This window comes from Micromonospora sp. NPDC048907 (assembly GCF_055586885.1).
The window spans coordinates 486035-502172 of sequence record NZ_JBVJHI010000003.1; the positions used below are offsets into that span (position 1 = coordinate 486035).

Sequence of the window (16138 nt, forward strand, 5' to 3'; positions counted from 1 at the left end):
GGCATTTCTACCAGGCGGCCGGCGGGGAGCCGAGTGCCGAGGGCCGGGCGGACGGCGGCTCGGGCGGCAGGAAGAGCAGCACGTCCCGGAGCGGTTCGGTCGCGCCGGGCGGCAGGTGGCACCGTCCGGCCAGCTCCTCCAGCGACCCGTACGGGCCGCGCAGCCAGCGGTCGACCGCGATCTGGCGGCGCTGCTCGACGGTCAGCCCGGGCAGCGTCGCCAGCACCGGCTCGGGCACCGCGTTGACGTCCACCAGGCCGCCGTCGTCGTAGCCGCGGGGCAGGTCCGGGCGGCCGATCCGCAGTTCGGCCCGGGCGGACGGATAGTGGTGCAGCAGGTAGCGGGCCTGCTCGCGGCGCAACCGCCGCTGCTCGTCGGTGCGCTGCCGGCCGGTCCAGAACTGCTCGCCGATGGCCGCCCAGAGCGCGGGGTTGAGCAGCACCACGTGCGCCGCGCCGAGCAGCCAGCAGATGCCCATCGCGATGACGAAGTAGAGCGCTTCGCCGTCGCTCGGCTCCTCGGTCTCCGGCGTGGTGACCGCGAGGACGAACACGCTGAGGACGAGCAGGAAGTAACCGAGGCCGGCCAGCGCCAGCCGCCAGCTCCGCCGCCACAGCGCGTACCCGAGGACCACCGCCCAGGTGAGCGCGCCGAACGACAGCAGCGCGCCGGCGGTGCCGACGACGGTCGCGGCGAGCCGGACCCACCCTGCCGCCTGGCGTGCCACCGGCGCCTCGGCCGGCTGGTTCATGGCGACCAGGAGGGCGTGCGGGACCGGGGCCACCGGCCCGGCGCCGCCCCAGCCCGGCGGGGCCGGCGGGGCCGGGGTGGGAGCGGGGACCGGTCCGGGAGCATCCCTGGTCGAGGCGGTGGGCGTCGTCCCGACGGGAGCCGCTTCCGGCGCGGGGGCCGGCGCCCCGTCCGGCAGGCCCGGCCCGCCGGCATCGGGGACGCCACCGGCCCGGGGAGCCGGCACGGCCTCCGGCCCAGGCGGCGTGGGCGTAGCGGGCGGGGCGGCCGCCGGGGCCGGGGCCGACTGGGCGGCGGGCGGCGCCGGCGGGGCGGTTGTCGGGGCCGGCGGGGCGGTTGTCGGGGCCGGGGCGTGGGGCGGCGACGGCGGGAGGAGCGTGGGGTCGGCGCGGAGGATGCGCTGGTGCAGGCCCTGGAGGGCCTCGCCGGGCTCGATGCCGTACTCCTCGCGGAGCAGGTCGGCGAAGTCGCGGTAGGCGGCCAGCGCCTCGGCCTGCCGGCCGCTGCGGTGCAGGGCCAGCATGAGCTGCTGACGCAGCCGCTCCCGGACCGGGAACTCGGCCACCAGCTCGACGAGCCGGCCGACCAGCTCGCCGTGCCGGCCGCCGGCCAGCTCCAGCTCGGTGCGCGTCTCCAGGGCGACGGCCCGCAGCTCCACCAGCCGGTGCCGCGCCGCGTCGAAGTACGGGCCGGCGAACCCCGTGAACGGCTCCCCCTGCCACCGCTCCAGGGCGGCGGTCACCTCGGTGAGCGCGTCCCCGGTACGCCCGGCCGCGTGCCACTGCCGGGCCCGGTGCACGCCGCGCTCGAAGCGGACGGCGTCCACCGCCTCCGGCGGGATCCGCAGCAGGTAGCCGGCGTCGGTGAGGGTCAGCACCTGCCCGGGGGCACGCGGCGACCGGTCGGGTTCGAGCACCCGGCGCAGCCCGGCCACGTACTTCTGCACCACGTTCGGGCCGTTCGCCGGGGGCTCCTCGGGCCAGACCGCGTCGACGATCTGCCCGGTCGGGACCGGACGGCCCGCGGCGAGCAGCAGCACGGCCAGCACGGCCCGCTGCTTGCCCGGGCCGAGGTCGAGCGGGCGGTCCGCGTACCAGGCCCGTTGCGGGCCGAGGATCTCGAAGCGCAACGCCTCTGACATGCGAGTTCCCGCTCCTGTACCCCCGGTCGCCCCGCCGCGCCGGCCCACGGCAGTCGGACGGCAGCATAACGGCAGCGGGACGGCCGTGGCGGCCGGTCTGATTCAGGGGCAACAGCCACCTGGGAAAGTGAGTCAAACGAGATGACGCAGCGTACCGGCACCGCCGCCACCTTCCGGCGGGTCGCGGCCCTCGCGACCGTCGTGCTGGCCACCACCGCACTGGCCGCGGGATGCGGCACCGGCGGGAGCACCGGATCCGACCCCACCCCGTCACCGTCGGCCGACCCGAAGGCCGCGCTGCTGGCCGCCGTGCCGGACGAGAAGGACCCGGCCTTCCGGTTCTCCAGCGTCGAGGGCACCGACAAGCTGGCCGGCGTGGTGGATCCGGCCGCACACGCCGTGGAGCTGGGGATGTCGGAGAAGAACGACGACCCGGAGTTCACCATGAACGTCACGTTCCGGCTCATCGACGAGGACATCTGGATGCGGGTGAAGCTGACCGGTGCCCCCGGTCTGCACGACGCGCTGAAGCTGCCGAAGCGCTGGATGACGCTGGACCGGACCAAGCTGGACGACGCCGTGGAGATCCCGGTCTACGACGGCGCCGACCCGTCCAACACCGCGGCGATCATCCGGACCGCGGGGACGGTCGAGGACAAGGGCAACGGAACGTACACCGGCTTCGTCAACCTGGCCGACAACGTCGACGTGCGGAACTCCTTCAGCGGGCTCGACGTGTCCACGCTGGGTGAGGCGGCGAAGAAGGTGCCGTTCACGGCGGTGGTCGGCGCGGACGGCAACCTGACCACGCTGACGCTGGACGTCCCGGCCGCCGGCAAGCAGAAGGCCATGAAGCTGGTGACCCGCTACTACGACTTCGGCAAGGCGCCGAAGCTCAGCGCGCCGAGCGGCGACCAGGTGCAGAAGGCGCCCGCCTCGGCGTACGAGCTGCTGAAGGGCTGACCCGCGACGTGGGCAGGGGCGGTGGCCGCACGGGGGGCCGCCGCCCCTGCCCGCGTGCGCAAGGGGTCAACGGCCGAGGACCGAGCCGCCGTTGACGCCGAGCACCTGCCCGGTGACGTAGCCGGCGGACGGGCCGACCAGGTAGCGGACGGCCGCCGCGATGTCGTCCGGCACGCCGGCCCGGCCGACCAGGGTGGCGGCCACCCGCTTGGCGTGCCCCTCCGGGGTCATCCGGTCGCCGAAGAACTGGGTATCGGCCACGTACCCGGGGCTGACCACGTTGACCGTGATCTGTTCCGGACCGAGCTGCGCGGCGAGGTCGTACGCCCAGCCGTGCAGGGCGGCCTTCGCCGCCGAGTACGGCCCGCCGCCGCCCCGCTGGGCGGCGATGGAACTGAGCAGCACCACCCGGCCGCCGGGTCGACGCAGGGCGGGCAGCAGCGCCTCGGTGAGGAGGACCGCGGTGAGCACGTTGGCGTCCAGGTTGGCCCGCCACCAGCCCGCCACGTCGGCCAGGGTGTCGGTCGGCCCGCCCAGGTAACCGCCGGCGTTGTTGACCACCGCGTCGACGGTCCGCTCCCCGACCGCCGAGACGACTGCCGCGACCTGCGCCGGGTCGGTCAAATCGGCGGCCACCGCGGTGACGGCGCCCGCCCGCCCGGACGCCGCCGAGATTCGCGCGGCGGCCTCGGCGAGAACGTCCCCGCGCCGCCCGACGATCACGACGTCGTACCCGTCCAGCACGAGCCCCCGCGCGACGGCGGCCCCGATCCCGGTGCCACCCCCGCTGACCACGGCCAGCCTGCTCTCCGCCATGCCCACCTCCCGCTCAGCTTCCGTTGATCATGAAGTTATCGCCGTCGACACCGGCGTGTCGTGACAATAACTTCATGATCAGCGCGGGTGGGGCCCGGCAGGGCGGGCGGGTCAGCGGCGGCGGGACAGGGACGTCAGGACGGGTTGCAGGCGGGCGCGGAGGCTGGCCAGGCCGCCGGGGAAGAAGTACACCGCCAGGATGAACACCGTGCCCAGGACGAACAGCGGCTGGCTCAGCGGGTGGCTCAGGAACGCCGGCAGGTTGTTCACCGCGTCGCTGGTGCCGAAGGCGGTGAGGCGGTGGTCCAGGTACATGTAGAGGATGCCGCCGAGCACCGGGCCCCAGCGGGTGCCGGGACCGCCGAGCACCACCATGACCAGCAGGGACAGGGTCAGCTCCGACGAGGTGACGTGCGGGCTGGCGCCGCCGACGATCAGGCAGTAGACCACCCCGCCGGCCGTGGCCAGGCCGCCGGCCAGGGTGAACGCGACCAGCTTGAACCGGTACGGGTCGAGCCCGAGCACCCCCATCCGCCGCTCGTCGTCGCGCAGGCCGGCCAGCACCCGCCCGGTCGGCGAGCCGCTCACCCGGTGCACCACGAGGACCACCAGAGCCAGGTACGCCAGCGCCAGCCAGTACAGGTTCACCGTGTTGGTGACCCCGACCAGGGCGGCCGGCAGCCCGGAGACGTCCAGCGGCAACCCCTCCTCGCCGCCGGTGAGCCCGCCGAAGTCCCGGGCCACCAGGATCGCCCCGACCTGCGCGAAGGCGAGCGTCACCATGGCGAACGCGATGCTGACCGTGCGCAGGGCGACCGCCCCGAGCAGCGCGGCGAGGATCGTCCCGCCGGTGACGGTCAGCAGCGCGGCCTGCCAGAGCGGCAGACCGGCCCGGGTCACCAGCACGTCGGTGCCGTAGACGCCGGCGGCGAAGTAGAGGGCGTGCCCGAAGGAGAGCATGCCGGTCCGCCCGAACAGCAGGTCGTAGCCGGCCGCCAGGCCGCCGAAGACCAGGCAGATGGCGAGCAGTTGCAGGGTGCCCGGCGAGTTCAGCGGCCCCTCGAAGATGCCCGGCAGGTTCACCGTGGAGTACGGCAGGACCGCCGCCACCACGAGGGCGACCAGCGGCGCGTACGGGCGCAGGCCGTGCCAGCGGGCGTGGCCGGGGGTCAGCTCGTCGGGCACCGCGGCGGGCGGCGCCGCCACCTCGGCGCTCTTGACCTCGGTCATGCGTGAGCCACCTTTCCGGCCAGGCCCTGCGGACGCAGCAGCAGCACCACGGCGAGCAGACCGACCACGCAGAGGTCACCCAGCCCGGACGTGCCGTAGTAGTTGACGAACTGTTGCAGCAGCCCCACCGCGACCGCCGCGTACGCGGACCCGACCACCGAGCCCATGCCGCCGATCACCACCACGATGAACGCGAAGATCAGCAGTGAGCCGCCCTGCCCGGGCGACACGGTGCCGAAGTAGACCGAGCCGAGCGCGCCGGCCAGCGCGGCGGCCGCCCCGCCGATCGCGAAGACCAGGGTGAACGCCTTGCGCACGTCGATGCCGAGCGCGGTCACCATCTCCCGGTTCTCCACACCGGCCCGGATGATCAGGCCGTACCGGGTGAACCGCAGGAACGCGAGCAGCGCGCCGAGCACCACCGCGGCGGCGACGATCAGCAGGAGCCCGGCGTTCGGCACCTGGGCGCCCAGCACCGAGGTCACGTCCCGGGTCCAGCCGGGGCGCGGGAACGGCCGCGCGTCGGCGCCCCAGGTGGCCTGGAGCAGTGCCACTCCGGCCAGCGACAGGCCGACGGTGACCAGCACCTGCTCGATGGTGCGGGAGTAGAGCGGCCGGATCAGCACCAGCTCGACGAGCACGGCCACGGCCGACCCGGCGAGCACGCCGAACGCGACGGCCACCAGGAACCCCAGGCCGTCCGGGCCGGCCCCGGGCAGGTTGCCCGCCGCCCACCAGGTCGCGTACGCCCCGACGCCCAGGAAGAGGCCGTGCGCGAAGTTGAGCACGTCGGCCAGGCCGAAAACCAGGGACAGGCCGGAGGCGACCAGGAAGTAGAGCGCCGCCAGGCCGAGCCCGGTCAGGGTCAACAGGATCACCGTGCTCACGCCGAGCCACCCTTCGTTCGCGACCGCGGGGCTCGCAAACCCGGCTCACTCCTCGCGTTCACCGGCACCTCCGAACCGACGCCCAGCAGCGACTTCGTCAGCGCGGTCTCCAGCAGCAGGTCCTGCGCATTGCCGGTCCAGGCGACCTGGCCGGCGGAGAGCACCACGGCGTCGCGCGCCAGCCGCCGCACCACGGCCAGGTTCTGCTCGACCAGGAGCACCGGCACGGATTCCGCGACCCGTTCCAGCACCTCGGCCACCTCGGTCACCACCTTCGGCGCCAACCCCTTGGTCGGCTCGTCGACCAGCAGCAGCCGGTTGTCGTTGAGCAGGACCCGGCCGATCGCGAGCATCTGCTGCTGCCCGCCGGAGAGCGAGCCGGCCCGCTGCCGTCCGCGCCGGTCCAGCTCGGGGAAGAGGGCGTAGACCTTGTCGTACGCCGGGGTGGTGCCCCGCCGCTCGGCCAGCCGCAGGTTCTCCGCGACGGTGAGCCCGGCGAAGACGCAGCGGTCCTCCGGCACGTAGCCGAGGCCGCCGCGGACCAGCCGGTGGGTGGGGCGGGCCAGCAGGCTCTGCGCCCCCATCCGGACGGTGCCGCGCACCTCGCCGTTGCGCGGGGTGAGCCCGACGATCGCGCGCAGCGTGGTGGTCTTGCCGACGCCGTTGCGGCCGAGCAGCACGGTCACCCCGGTCGGGGCGACCTCGAACGACACTCCCTGGAGGATGTGCAGCCCGGCGATCCGCACCGACAGGTCCTCGACGGACAGGACAGGTTCGGTCATCAGAGTGCCTCCCCCAGATACGCCTCCTGCACGGTGGCGTTCGCCATCACCGTGTCCGGGGTGTCGCAGGCCAGCAGCGCGCCGTGGTGCATCACGGCGATCCGGTCGGCCAGTTCCAGGATCACGTCCATGTGGTGCTCCACCATGAGCACCGACCGGCCGCTGTCGCCGGTCAGGGACTTGATCACGCTGACCAGCTCGGGCACGTCCTCGGCGCTCACCCCGGCCATCGGCTCGTCCAACAGCATCACCCGGGGTTCACCGGCGAGCAGCAGGGCGATCTCCAGTTTGCGCTTCTCGCCGTGGGCCAGGGTGCCCGCCAGCGCCGTACCCCGGTGGGCCAGGCCCACCCGGTCGAGCGCCGCGTCGGCGGCGGCGGCCACCTCCCGGTCGGCCGCCGCCCGCCGCCACAGCTTCATCGAGCCACCCCGGTGCGCCTGTACGGCGAGCCGGACGTTCTCCCGCACCGTCAGCGACCCGAAGACCGAGGACGCCTGGAAGGTACGCCCCAGACCGAGGCGGGCCCGCCGGTGCGGGGGGAGTTCGGTGACGTCCGCCCCGTCCAGCAGGATCCGCCCCTCGGTGGGCCGGCGCAGGCCGGTGATCAGGTTGAACAGGGAGGTCTTGCCGGCGCCGTTCGGCCCGATCACGCCGAGGAACTCCCCCGGTGCGAGGTCGAGGTAGACGGAGTCGACGATGGCGACCTCACCGATCCGCCAGGTCAGACCGCGGGTGGCGAGCACTGGGTCAGCCCTTCATCTGCGCGACCGGCGGCGCGCTCTCGTCACCGGTCAGGGTCTTCTGCGCGGCCGCCGTGAAGGCGGTGCCGCTGCCGGAGAGCTTCGCCTGGTACATCGGCTGGAGCAGCGCGTGGTCCTCGGCGCGGATGGTCATCTTGCCCTTGACGCCGTCGAACTGCCAGCCCTCCAGCGCCTTGACCATCTTGTCCACGTCGTCGCCACCCTCCTGCACGGCGCGGACGACCATCTGGGCAGCGGCGAAGCCGTCCGGGTGGAACAGGTCGAGCGTGCCGCCCGGGATCTTCGCCTTGGCGGCCTTGGCGGCCTCGGTGTCGCTGGCCCCGTCGAAGTAGTGCGACAGGAAGGAGATCTTGCTGCCGGCCGCCCCGAAGGTGGGCCAGGAGGCGCGGATGTCCAGGCCGGTGACGACCGTGGTGGAGGAGAGCACGCCCTGCTGGTCGAGGGTCTGCCACATGGCCGGGGCGGTGGTGCCCGCCCAGGCGACGAAGAGCAGGTCCGGCTTGGCGGCCTTGATCTGGCTGGCGAACGGGGTGAACTCGGTGGCGCTGGCCGGGGCCCGGACGCTGCTCACGGTCGCGCCGGCACCGCCGATGACGGCCTTGACGGCGGCCTCGTTGGCGTCACCGAAGGCGCCGTCCTGGGCGAAGACGACCACCTTCTTGCCGGCGGCGTCGCCGATGAACGACTTGGCGGTCACCACGTCCTGGTACGACTGCCGGCCCGAGCGGAAGGTGTACTTGTTCGCGCCGGTCACCGCGTCGGTGGCGGCCGGGCCGGAGATGAACAGCACCTTGTTCTGCGCCGCGATGGGGGCGACCTGGAGGGCCACGCCGGACGAGGTGGACCCGGCGATGATCTTCGTACCCTTGCCGATCAGGTCCTTGGCCGCGGAGACCGCCTTCGCCGGGTCGCCCGCGTCGTCGACCTCGGTCAACTCGACCTTCCGGTCGCCGACCTTGCCGGTGCCCTTGGTGGCGAAGTCGAGGCCGGCCTTGAAGCCCTCGATGTACTGCTTGCCGTAGCTGGCCAGCGGCCCGGACTGGGAATACACCAGGCCGACCTTGACCGGTGCGGCGTCGCCGCCGCCGGAGGCGGTGTCCTGCGGGCTGCCACAGGCCGTGGCCGCGAGCGCGGCCGCCATCACCGTGGCGGCGGAAAGGAACACCCGTCGCGTGTGCCGGATCGTCATTGCGACTCCAGGTGGGGACAGGGGAAGTGTCAGTTGTCGGCTCACGCTAGAAGTGACGTCACGCACGGGCTATGTGGCCGAAACACACAAGTAACCCAGGTGGGGTGGCCGGCCGTTACAAGCACCTCGGGACGGTGGATCCCTCCCCCGGCCCCGGTGGCCGCCGCCACCACCGGGCGGGACGCCACTGTGTCGCGCCCCGCCACCGCTGGCCGCGCGGTCGGCAGTCGCCGTCGCGCTCGGCAGTCGCCGTCCTGGTCGGCAGTCGCCGTCCTGGTTGACCCGGAGCGGGAGACAGGCTGCCCTCCAGCCGGGAGTTGGCGGAGACCGGCGCGGCACCTGCGTCGCCGAGCGACCCGGGCAGTTACTCGCGAGCCGCTACGAACTTGATGTCGTGAACGACTCACGCCCACCCGTGCCCGATTCGGCATGCCGTCACCGGCCGCCGCGAACAGGGACCGAACAGGGCGTTGGACAGGGACCCGAACAGGGCGTTGGACAGGGATCCCGGGCAGGGAGGCGGCCGGCCCGGTCGGCTGACTCAGCCGTCCGTTCCTGAGTCTTTTCGACATCGGCTCGGCAGGCGCCACCAGGACACGGTCATCGACATCGGCGCCGGCACTGGCATTGGCATTGCCGGCATCGGCACCGGCGACCTACCTGGTCCTGGAGGAGTCCCCGGCGCTCACCGGGCGCACGCACGACCGGCGCGCGCCGGGCCTCAACCACCAGCACCAGCACCAGCACCAGCACCAGCACCAGCACCAGCAGAGTGACCTGATCCGTCCGTCCGTCCGTCCGATCCATCCACGTCATCAAGTTCGTAGCGGCCTACACCGACATCCCGAGCCGCGGCAGCGACGACGACCCGGCAGCGACGGTCCGGCAGCGACGGTCCGGCAGCGACGACGGTGCGGCGACGACGCGGCAGCGACGACGCGGCGCCCGAGGGCGGGAGGCGCCGCGCCGAGAGCCCCGAGCCGCCCCGGCGCGGAAGGCCGGTCGGAGTCCCGCGTGCGCCGCCACGGCCCCGTGTCGGGATGGTCGCCGAGAGCGTCGTCGAGGCCCGGGCCCTGGAAGAGCTTGATACGTCGCGACGCCGCCTCCTGTCGGCGAGAGGCATGGACATGAGAGCGATCCGCGTTGGCCGCCAGTTGGTCGGTTCCTGACCTGCCGGTGAATCTCCGGACGGAAGATGACCTGGTGCGCCACCTGCTCCGGAACCCCGTACGGCTGGTGCCGTTCGGGTTCCTGGCGGTGATCCTGCTCGGCACCGGCCTGCTGATGCTGCCCTGGGCCACCAGCGAGAGCCGCTACACCCCGTTCGTCACGGCGCTGTTCACCTCTACCTCGGCCGTCTCGGTCACCGGGCTCGCCGTCAACGACACACCGAACTACTGGAACAACTTCGGCCTGGTCATGATCACGGTGCTCACCCAGCTCGGCGGCCTGGGCATCCTGACCGTCGCGGCGCTGGTGATCCTGGTGGTCTCCCGGCAGCTCGGCCTGCGCAACCGGCTGCTCGTGCAGGCCGAGACCGCCGAGTTCGGCCTCGGCGACGTGAGCTGGCTGCTGGTCCGGATCGTCGCCACGGTCCTCGTCACCGAAGCCGCGATGATCGTGGTGATCACCGGCCGGCTCTGGCTGGTCTACGACTACTCCCCGGGCCGGGCGCTCTGGTACGCCAGCTTCCACGCCGTCCAGGCGTTCAACAACGGCGGCTTCACCCTCTACTCCGACGGACTGGTCGCCTTCTCCCGCGATCCGTGGGTCGCGCTGCCGCTGGCTTTCGGCGCGATCGTCGGCGGCGTCGGCTTCCCGGCGCTGTTCGAGGCCGTCCGGCTCTGGCGGCGGCCGCGCCGGTGGGCGATCGCCACCAAGCTGACCATCTGGGGCACCGTCGTGCTGATCGGGTCGGGCGTCGTGTTCCTGCTGCTCGCCGAGTGGACCAACCCGGCCACCATCGGCACCTACGACTCGGCCGGCAAGGTGCTGGCCTCGTTCACCCAGATCGCGCTGAGCCGCACCGGCGGTTTCGACGTGATCAACACCGACCGGCTCGCCGACGAGAGCTACCCGCTGCTGATCGTCCTCATGTTCATCGGCGGCGGCAGCGCCAGCACCGCGGGCGGCATCAAGGTCTCGACCTTCTTCCTGCTCGCCTTCGTGATCTGGGCGGAGCTGCGCGGCGAGCCGGACGTCACGGTGGGCGGGCGGCGGGTGGCCACGGCCAGCCAGCGCCAGGCGCTCACCGTGACGCTGCTCAGCGTGGCGCTGGTGGTCCTCGGCACGATCCTGCTGATCCTGTTCACCGACAACCTGCGCAACTTCGCCGCGGTGTTCGAGGTGACCTCCGCGTTCAGCACCACGGGCCTGTCCACCGGCCTCGCCCCGGAGCTGTCACAGCCCGGCAAGTACGTGCTCATCGTGCTCATGTTCATCGGCCGGGTCGGCCCGCTCACCCTCGGGTCGGCGATCGCGTTGAACACCCGGCGACACCTGTACCGCTACCCGGAGGAGCAGCCCGTTGTCGGCTAGAAAGAGGGACGACAGCAGCGTCGTGGTGATCGGCCTGGGCCGGTTCGGCTCCCGGCTGGCCGGCTCGCTGCTGCAACTCGGCCACGACGTGCTCGCCATCGACCACCAGCAGGACCGGGTGCAGCGCTGGGCGTCCCGGCTGGACCGGGTGGTCCAGGCGGACACCACCGAGGAGAACGTGCTGCGCCAGGTGGGCGTCGCGGACTTCCGGCGGGTGGTGGTCGCCATCGGCGCGTCGGTCGAGGCGAGCGTGCTCACCGTGCTGGCCCTGACCGAGTTGGGAATTCCGCAGATCTGGGCGCGAGCGACCTCCGAGAAGCACGCGAAGATCCTGCGTTCGGTGGGCGTCCACCACGTCATCTTTCCCGAGGCGGAGACCGGCGACCGGGTGGCGCACCTCATCGTCAGCCGGATGCTCGACTTCATGGAGTTCGGCCACGACTTCGCGATCGCCAAGGTCCGGGTGCCCCCGTCGCTGGTCGGCCGGTCGCTGCGCGAGCTGACCCCGATCGACCGGTACGGGGTGATGGTGGTCGGCGCGAAACCCGCCGGCGAGCCGTTCCGCTACGCGGACTCGGACACCGTCCTCGAGCCGGAGAGCGTCCTCATCGTGGAGGGCCCGATCGATCGGGTGCAGCAGTTCGCCGGGCTGACCTGACCGTCACTTCTTCTTGCCCTTGCCGCCGGGCCCACCTCCCTTCCGCCGGTCTACCGGCCTTTTCCCTTGCCGTCCTCCTTGCCCTTGCCGGGCTTGGCCTTCGCGACGGGCTTCGCGGGCGCCTTCGCCGGCGCCTTGGCCGCCGGCGCCTTCGCGGGTGCCTTGGCCGGCGGCTTGGCGGGTGTCGTGGTGGGCGGCGGCGCCGTGGTGGGCGCCGAGCCGGCGACACCGGACACCTGCACGCCGCAGGTGCTCTCGCCGACCTTGAACTCCACCGGCAGCGGGTTGCCTCCGGTGTAGCTGCCCGTCAGCGAGACCTTCTTCGAGGCGCCCGGCGCCAGCGCGGCGTCGGTCGCCGGGGCCTGCACCAGCACGGTCTTGCCCTGCTGGCGTACCGCGGGCTGGGCCGCCCCGACGGTCTGCCTGCCCGGGAACGTGAAGCTCATGGTCCAGTCCCGCAGCTCGCGGCTGCCCGTGTTGGTGAGGGTCAGGTCCGCGGTGAAGTCCTTGCCGGAGTCACGGCGCAGCACGTAGTCGACCGCGCAGGGGGCCGGCTCGGGCAGCCCCATCCGGGCCTCGGTCGGTTCCACCCCGCCGCTGGCCGGGCTCTTCGAGGTGACCCCCCACAGGGCGGCGGTCACCGCGATCAGGCCGGCCGCGGCCACCCCGGCCTCCACCCTGCGCCGCCGGGCCGCGGCCCGGCGGGTCTTCGTGCGGATCGCCGAGAAGGGCAGCGCGTCGGTCGCCGCCGACCACGGCAGGATCGTCGTGCCCGCGTTCTCCATGAGCGTCGGGTCGAACTGGCCGAGCGCCGGGGAGACCGGCACGATCGCCGCGATCCCGGCGGCCTCGGCGAGCGTACGGGCCACCTCGACCGTGGCCGGGCGGTCCTCCGGGCGCTTCGCCAGGCAGCGCCGGACCAGGTCGGCGACCTCGTCGGGAAGTCCCACCACGGGCGGCATCGGGTCCGGCTCGTTGTACATGTGGGCGCGGAGCATCTGGGTGGTGGTGCTGGCCTGCCAGGGCAGCCGGCCGGTGAGCATCCGGTAGAGCAGCAGGCCGACCGCGTAGACGTCGGTGGCCGGGGAGACCTGGCCGTTGTCCAGCCGCTCCGGCGCCAGGTAGGCGGGCGTGCCGAGCAGCGCGCCGTCCGGGCCCTTCTCGCTCTCTCCCACCAGCGCCGAGATGCCGAAGTCGACGACCTTCACCCCGGTCGAGGTGAGCATGACGTTGCCGGGGGTGACGTCCCGGTGCACCACGCCGCGCGCATGCGCGGTGGCCAGCGCGGAGGCCACCTCCGCGCCGATCGTCAGCGCCTCCCGCCAGGGCAGTTGCCCGCCCCGGCCGAGCCGGCTGCTCAGCGGGCCGCCGTCGACCAGCTCCATCACCACGTACGGGACGGTCAGCCCGACCTGTTCGGACTCCCCGTAGTCGTACACGTTGGTGATGTTGGGGTGGCAGAGCCGCGCGGCGGCCTGCGCCTCGATCCGGATCCGGTGCCGGAACGCCTTGTCGCTGGCCAGCCGCGAGGCCAGCACCTTGATCGCCACCTGCCGGCCGAGCACCTCGTCGTAGCCGCGCCAGACGACCGACATGCCCCCCGCGCCGAGCTGCTCGACCAGCCGGTACCGCTCGCCGAGCAGCTGCGCGCCGTTCCTGACCGCTGCACCCATGGTCGGTCCAGTTGCCCGAGGCCGGCCCTCGTACACCTCAGGGGTCGAAATCGGTCAGCGAAGTCACCCGATCAGGCGGTCGCGAGGAGCTGGTCCACCGGCGCGTAGTCGTCGGTGAGCACCAGCGCGTCCCCGACGAACTCGGCCACCTTCCCCCCGTCCAGCAGCTTCGCCGGCTCCGCGAGCAGCCGCAGTCGCGCCGGGACGTCGGCCAGCGGCAGCGGCGCGTCGGAGGCCACGATGAGGAAGTTCGCGCCGTGCTGCCCGGCGATCGCGCCGGGCGGGGCGATCAGCGCCACGTTGCGGAACTCGGCCGCCACCGTGGCCAGTTCGGCGCGGATGAACCGGTCCGGCGGGTAGTCGATGACGTTCTGCACGTAGATCCCGTCCGGCCGGAGCACCCGGCGGATGTCGGCGGCCATCTCCCGGGTGGCCAGGTGCCACGGCACCACCAGGTGACCGAAGGCGTCGCCGACGATCAGATCCCGGCTGTCGGTGGGCTCGGCGCCGAGCAGCATCCGCGCGTCCCCCACCCGGGCGCGCAGCTGCGGCCCGGTGCGCACGCCCAGCTCCCGCCGGTCCAGCTCGACCAGGCCGCCGTCGATCTCGAAGACCAGGTTGTCGCTGCCCGGCCGGGTCGCGGCCAGGTAGCGCGGCATGGTGAAGCCGCCGCCGCCCAGGTGCAGCGCGTCCACCGGCTGCCTCGCCGGCCGCGCCACGTCCGCGACCAGGCCGATCCACTGGGTGTACGCGTACTTCAGGTGGGTCGGGTCGGCCAGGTCCACGTAGGAGTGCTCGGCGGAGTTCAGGTAGAGCGTGCGCCCCTGGGCCCGCTGCCCGTCCGCCTCGACCCGGGCGCAGTGGTAGGCGGTCTCCACGTCGCACGGGTTCGGGGCGACCGCGGAGAGGCCGGCCGCGGCGAGGCCGAGCACCCCCAGGGCGGCCCTGGCGCGGGCCGGGCCCGGCAGCGCCGCCCCCGCCTGCCGGCGCAGGTACGCCCCGAGCGCCAGCCCGGTCACCCCCAGCACGCCGGCCAGCGCCAGCACGATCACCGTGCTGGGCAGCGCCGCCACCAGGACGAACCCGGTGGCCAGGGTGGCCGTGATGCCGCCGAGGGTGCCGATGCCGGAGAGCCGGCCGACCACCTGCCCCGTGCGGCGCAGGTCGGCGAGCTGGAGCTTCACCACGAGCGGCGTGACCCCGGCCAGCAACGCCGCCGGCAGCAGCACCGCCAGCGCGGTCAGCAGCAGCACCGCGCTCGCCGCACCGCCGCGCAGCGCCTCACCGGCGTACCGGACGGCGGGCAGGGTGACGGCGGTGGCGATGCCGGCCAGCACCAGGGCCGGGGCGAGCAGGGTGCGCGGGTCCCGCCGGTCGGCCAGCCAGCCGCCCATCCACGCCCCGTACGCGATGGCGGCCAGGGCCATGCCGATCACCGAGCTGGTCACCTGGAGGGTCACCCCGACGTACGGGCCGACCAGGCGGAGCGAGACCGTCTCCAGCACCAGCACGGCCCCGCTGGAGAGGAAGACCAGGAACGCGGCGAGCCCGTTCGGCAGGGCCCGGGGCGGGACCGGCGCGCTCGGCGCCGGCTCCGCGACGACGTCGGACGATGTGCTGCTCACCGTGGCGATGCTACGCAGCGTTCCCCACGGCGGGGGTCAATACATCGAGATGTGAACATGGTTTGTGTGGTCGGCGGCGGGACTGCCGCCCCCGCTGTACGACCGCCAGCCGGTGTTCGGCATCCAGATCTGCCGGTACCAGATGACGTACATGATGCCGAGCCGGCTGGCGTTGTTCTTGGCCCAGCTGGCGAGGCTGTCGCCGTAGGACTTGTCGCCCCCGGTGGCCGAGACGTCCTCGAAGCCGCCGCTGGCCGCGGCGAAGTCGCAGGCCCGGCCCTTCGGGTGCTCGCCACCCCCGCCGCTGCGGTGGCAGGAGACGTAGCGCTTGTAGCCGGCCGCCTTGGCCTGCTGGAGCATGTGCAGGGTGCGCGGGGTGATGCAGCCGTCGGCGGGCGTCGGGTCGGTCACCGAGCAGGACTCCGACGGCCACGAGCCGTCCGGGTTGCGGGGCGCCGGCTTGGCCGACGACGAGGTGCCGCCGAAGCCGGAGCCGGAGCCGGAGCTGACCTTGGCGAGCGCCACCTCGGCGTCCCGCTTCTTCCTGGCCAGCACGGCGAGCTGCTTCTGCTGCTCCCGCACCTCGATGTCGATGGCCACCTTCGCCTCGGCGGCCTGGGCCTTCGCCTCGTTGAGGTCGTGCAGGCGCTTGCTGTCCCGCTGGGCCATGACGTCCAGCTCGGCGGCCCGCTTCAGGAAGTCGTCCGGGTCGGAGCTGCCCAGCAGCATCGACACCGGGGTCAGCCGGCCCAGCCGGTAGGACTGTGCGGCCACCTCGCCGACCTGCGCGGACAGCTCGACCAGGCGTCCCTCGACCTGCTTGAGCTGGTTGGCCAGCGCGACCTGCCGGCGCTTGGAGTTGTCGAGCCGGTTCTTGGCGTCGATGTGGCCCTTCGCCGCCGCCTCCAGTGCCTCGCGGAGCTGCTTGCTGCCGCCCTCGTCGGGGGCGCTCGGGGTGGGCGCGGCGGCGGCCGCCCCGGCGGGGGCGGGACCGGCACCCAGCAGCAGGGCCGTCGCGGCGAGCAGGGCGACCAGCGAGCGGCCGATGGGCCGGCGGGTGAGCCTGGTCCTGGGCACGTGAGGGTCCTTCCGTCGACCGCCGGCCCCCGAGTCGACCTTGCGCGG

13 protein-coding genes are annotated in these 16138 nt (G+C 73.3%); 3 read left to right on the plus strand and 10 right to left on the minus strand.

All coding sequences use genetic code 11. The annotated features are described in order from the left end of the window. Positions 1 to 7: 7 nt before the first annotated feature. On the minus strand, positions 8 to 1891 hold the full coding sequence (locus ACZ6PY_RS11800; RefSeq protein ID WP_466071404.1) for a BTAD domain-containing putative transcriptional regulator: 1884 nt from the start codon (positions 1889 to 1891) through the stop codon (positions 8 to 10). Between the two features lie 141 nt (positions 1892 to 2032). On the opposite strand from ACZ6PY_RS11800, the gene ACZ6PY_RS11805 reads away from it, so the two are divergent. Further along, a complete protein-coding gene (locus ACZ6PY_RS11805; RefSeq protein WP_466071406.1) occupies positions 2033 to 2854 on the plus strand; it encodes a hypothetical protein in 822 nt (273 codons plus the stop codon). A 66-nt stretch (positions 2855 to 2920) separates the two neighbouring features. On the opposite strand, the gene ACZ6PY_RS11810 is transcribed toward ACZ6PY_RS11805, so the two are convergent. The 6 genes from ACZ6PY_RS11810 to ACZ6PY_RS11835 form a co-directional block, all read right to left on the minus strand. Further along, positions 2921 to 3670 (minus strand): SDR family NAD(P)-dependent oxidoreductase, encoded by a 750-nt coding sequence (locus ACZ6PY_RS11810; RefSeq protein ID WP_466071408.1) that lies wholly within the window; start codon positions 3668 to 3670, stop codon positions 2921 to 2923. 111 nt (positions 3671 to 3781) lie between these two features. Continuing rightward, positions 3782 to 4900 carry a branched-chain amino acid ABC transporter permease gene (locus tag ACZ6PY_RS11815; RefSeq protein ID WP_466071409.1) on the minus strand — a complete coding sequence of 373 codons (1119 nt, stop codon included), beginning with the start codon at positions 4898 to 4900 and terminating at the stop codon, positions 3782 to 3784. After that, on the minus strand, positions 4897 to 5787 hold the full coding sequence (locus tag ACZ6PY_RS11820; protein WP_466071411.1) for a branched-chain amino acid ABC transporter permease: 891 nt from the start codon (positions 5785 to 5787) through the stop codon (positions 4897 to 4899). Before ACZ6PY_RS11820 ends, ACZ6PY_RS11815 begins: the two co-directional genes overlap by 4 nt. Beyond that, positions 5784 to 6569, minus strand: coding sequence for an ABC transporter ATP-binding protein (locus ACZ6PY_RS11825; protein ID WP_466071412.1), 786 nt, complete (start codon positions 6567 to 6569; stop codon positions 5784 to 5786). The genes ACZ6PY_RS11820 and ACZ6PY_RS11825 overlap by 4 nt, the downstream gene beginning before the upstream one ends. Continuing rightward, positions 6569 to 7312 carry an ABC transporter ATP-binding protein gene (locus tag ACZ6PY_RS11830; protein ID WP_466071413.1) on the minus strand — a complete coding sequence of 248 codons (744 nt, stop codon included), beginning with the start codon at positions 7310 to 7312 and terminating at the stop codon, positions 6569 to 6571. The genes ACZ6PY_RS11825 and ACZ6PY_RS11830 overlap by 1 nt, the downstream gene beginning before the upstream one ends. Positions 7313 to 7316: 4 nt before the next feature. Further along, on the minus strand, positions 7317 to 8519 hold the full coding sequence (locus tag ACZ6PY_RS11835; RefSeq protein WP_466071414.1) for a substrate-binding domain-containing protein: 1203 nt from the start codon (positions 8517 to 8519) through the stop codon (positions 7317 to 7319). A gap of 1203 nt (positions 8520 to 9722) precedes the next feature. On the opposite strand from ACZ6PY_RS11835, the gene ACZ6PY_RS11840 reads away from it, so the two are divergent. Together ACZ6PY_RS11840 and ACZ6PY_RS11845 are read left to right on the plus strand one after the other, a co-directional pair. Continuing rightward, positions 9723 to 11057 (plus strand): TrkH family potassium uptake protein, encoded by a 1335-nt coding sequence (locus tag ACZ6PY_RS11840; protein WP_466071416.1) that lies wholly within the window; start codon positions 9723 to 9725, stop codon positions 11055 to 11057. After that, positions 11047 to 11715 (plus strand): potassium channel family protein, encoded by a 669-nt coding sequence (locus ACZ6PY_RS11845; RefSeq protein ID WP_466071418.1) that lies wholly within the window; start codon positions 11047 to 11049, stop codon positions 11713 to 11715. The genes ACZ6PY_RS11840 and ACZ6PY_RS11845 overlap by 11 nt, the downstream gene beginning before the upstream one ends. Before the next feature lie 50 nt (positions 11716 to 11765). On the opposite strand, the gene ACZ6PY_RS11850 is transcribed toward ACZ6PY_RS11845, so the two are convergent. The 3 genes from ACZ6PY_RS11850 to ACZ6PY_RS11860 form a co-directional block, all read right to left on the minus strand. Beyond that, positions 11766 to 13388 (minus strand): serine/threonine-protein kinase, encoded by a 1623-nt coding sequence (locus tag ACZ6PY_RS11850; protein ID WP_466071420.1) that lies wholly within the window; start codon positions 13386 to 13388, stop codon positions 11766 to 11768. 71 nt (positions 13389 to 13459) lie between these two features. Further along, complete coding sequence (locus ACZ6PY_RS11855) at positions 13460 to 15013, minus strand: fused MFS/spermidine synthase (RefSeq protein ID WP_466071422.1); 1554 nt, start codon at positions 15011 to 15013, stop codon at positions 13460 to 13462. 36 nt (positions 15014 to 15049) lie between these two features. Then, positions 15050 to 16090 (minus strand): coiled-coil domain-containing protein, encoded by a 1041-nt coding sequence (locus ACZ6PY_RS11860; protein WP_466071423.1) that lies wholly within the window; start codon positions 16088 to 16090, stop codon positions 15050 to 15052. Positions 16091 to 16138 lie beyond the last annotated feature (48 nt).

Excerpts from the sequence above, each read along its gene's own strand:
- ACZ6PY_RS11800 (WP_466071404.1), bottom strand. The coding sequence starts at position 1,891 with ATGTCAGAGGCGTTGCGCTTCGAGATCCTCGGCCCGCAACGGGCCTGG.
- ACZ6PY_RS11805 (WP_466071406.1), top strand. The coding sequence starts at position 2,033 with ATGACGCAGCGTACCGGCACCGCCGCCACCTTCCGGCGGGTCGCGGCC.
- ACZ6PY_RS11810 (WP_466071408.1), bottom strand. The coding sequence starts at position 3,670 with ATGGCGGAGAGCAGGCTGGCCGTGGTCAGCGGGGGTGGCACCGGGATC.
- ACZ6PY_RS11815 (WP_466071409.1), bottom strand. The coding sequence starts at position 4,900 with ATGACCGAGGTCAAGAGCGCCGAGGTGGCGGCGCCGCCCGCCGCGGTG.
- ACZ6PY_RS11825 (WP_466071412.1), bottom strand. The coding sequence starts at position 6,569 with ATGACCGAACCTGTCCTGTCCGTCGAGGACCTGTCGGTGCGGATCGCC.
- ACZ6PY_RS11835 (WP_466071414.1), bottom strand. The coding sequence starts at position 8,519 with ATGACGATCCGGCACACGCGACGGGTGTTCCTTTCCGCCGCCACGGTG.
- ACZ6PY_RS11850 (WP_466071420.1), bottom strand. The coding sequence starts at position 13,388 with ATGGGTGCAGCGGTCAGGAACGGCGCGCAGCTGCTCGGCGAGCGGTAC.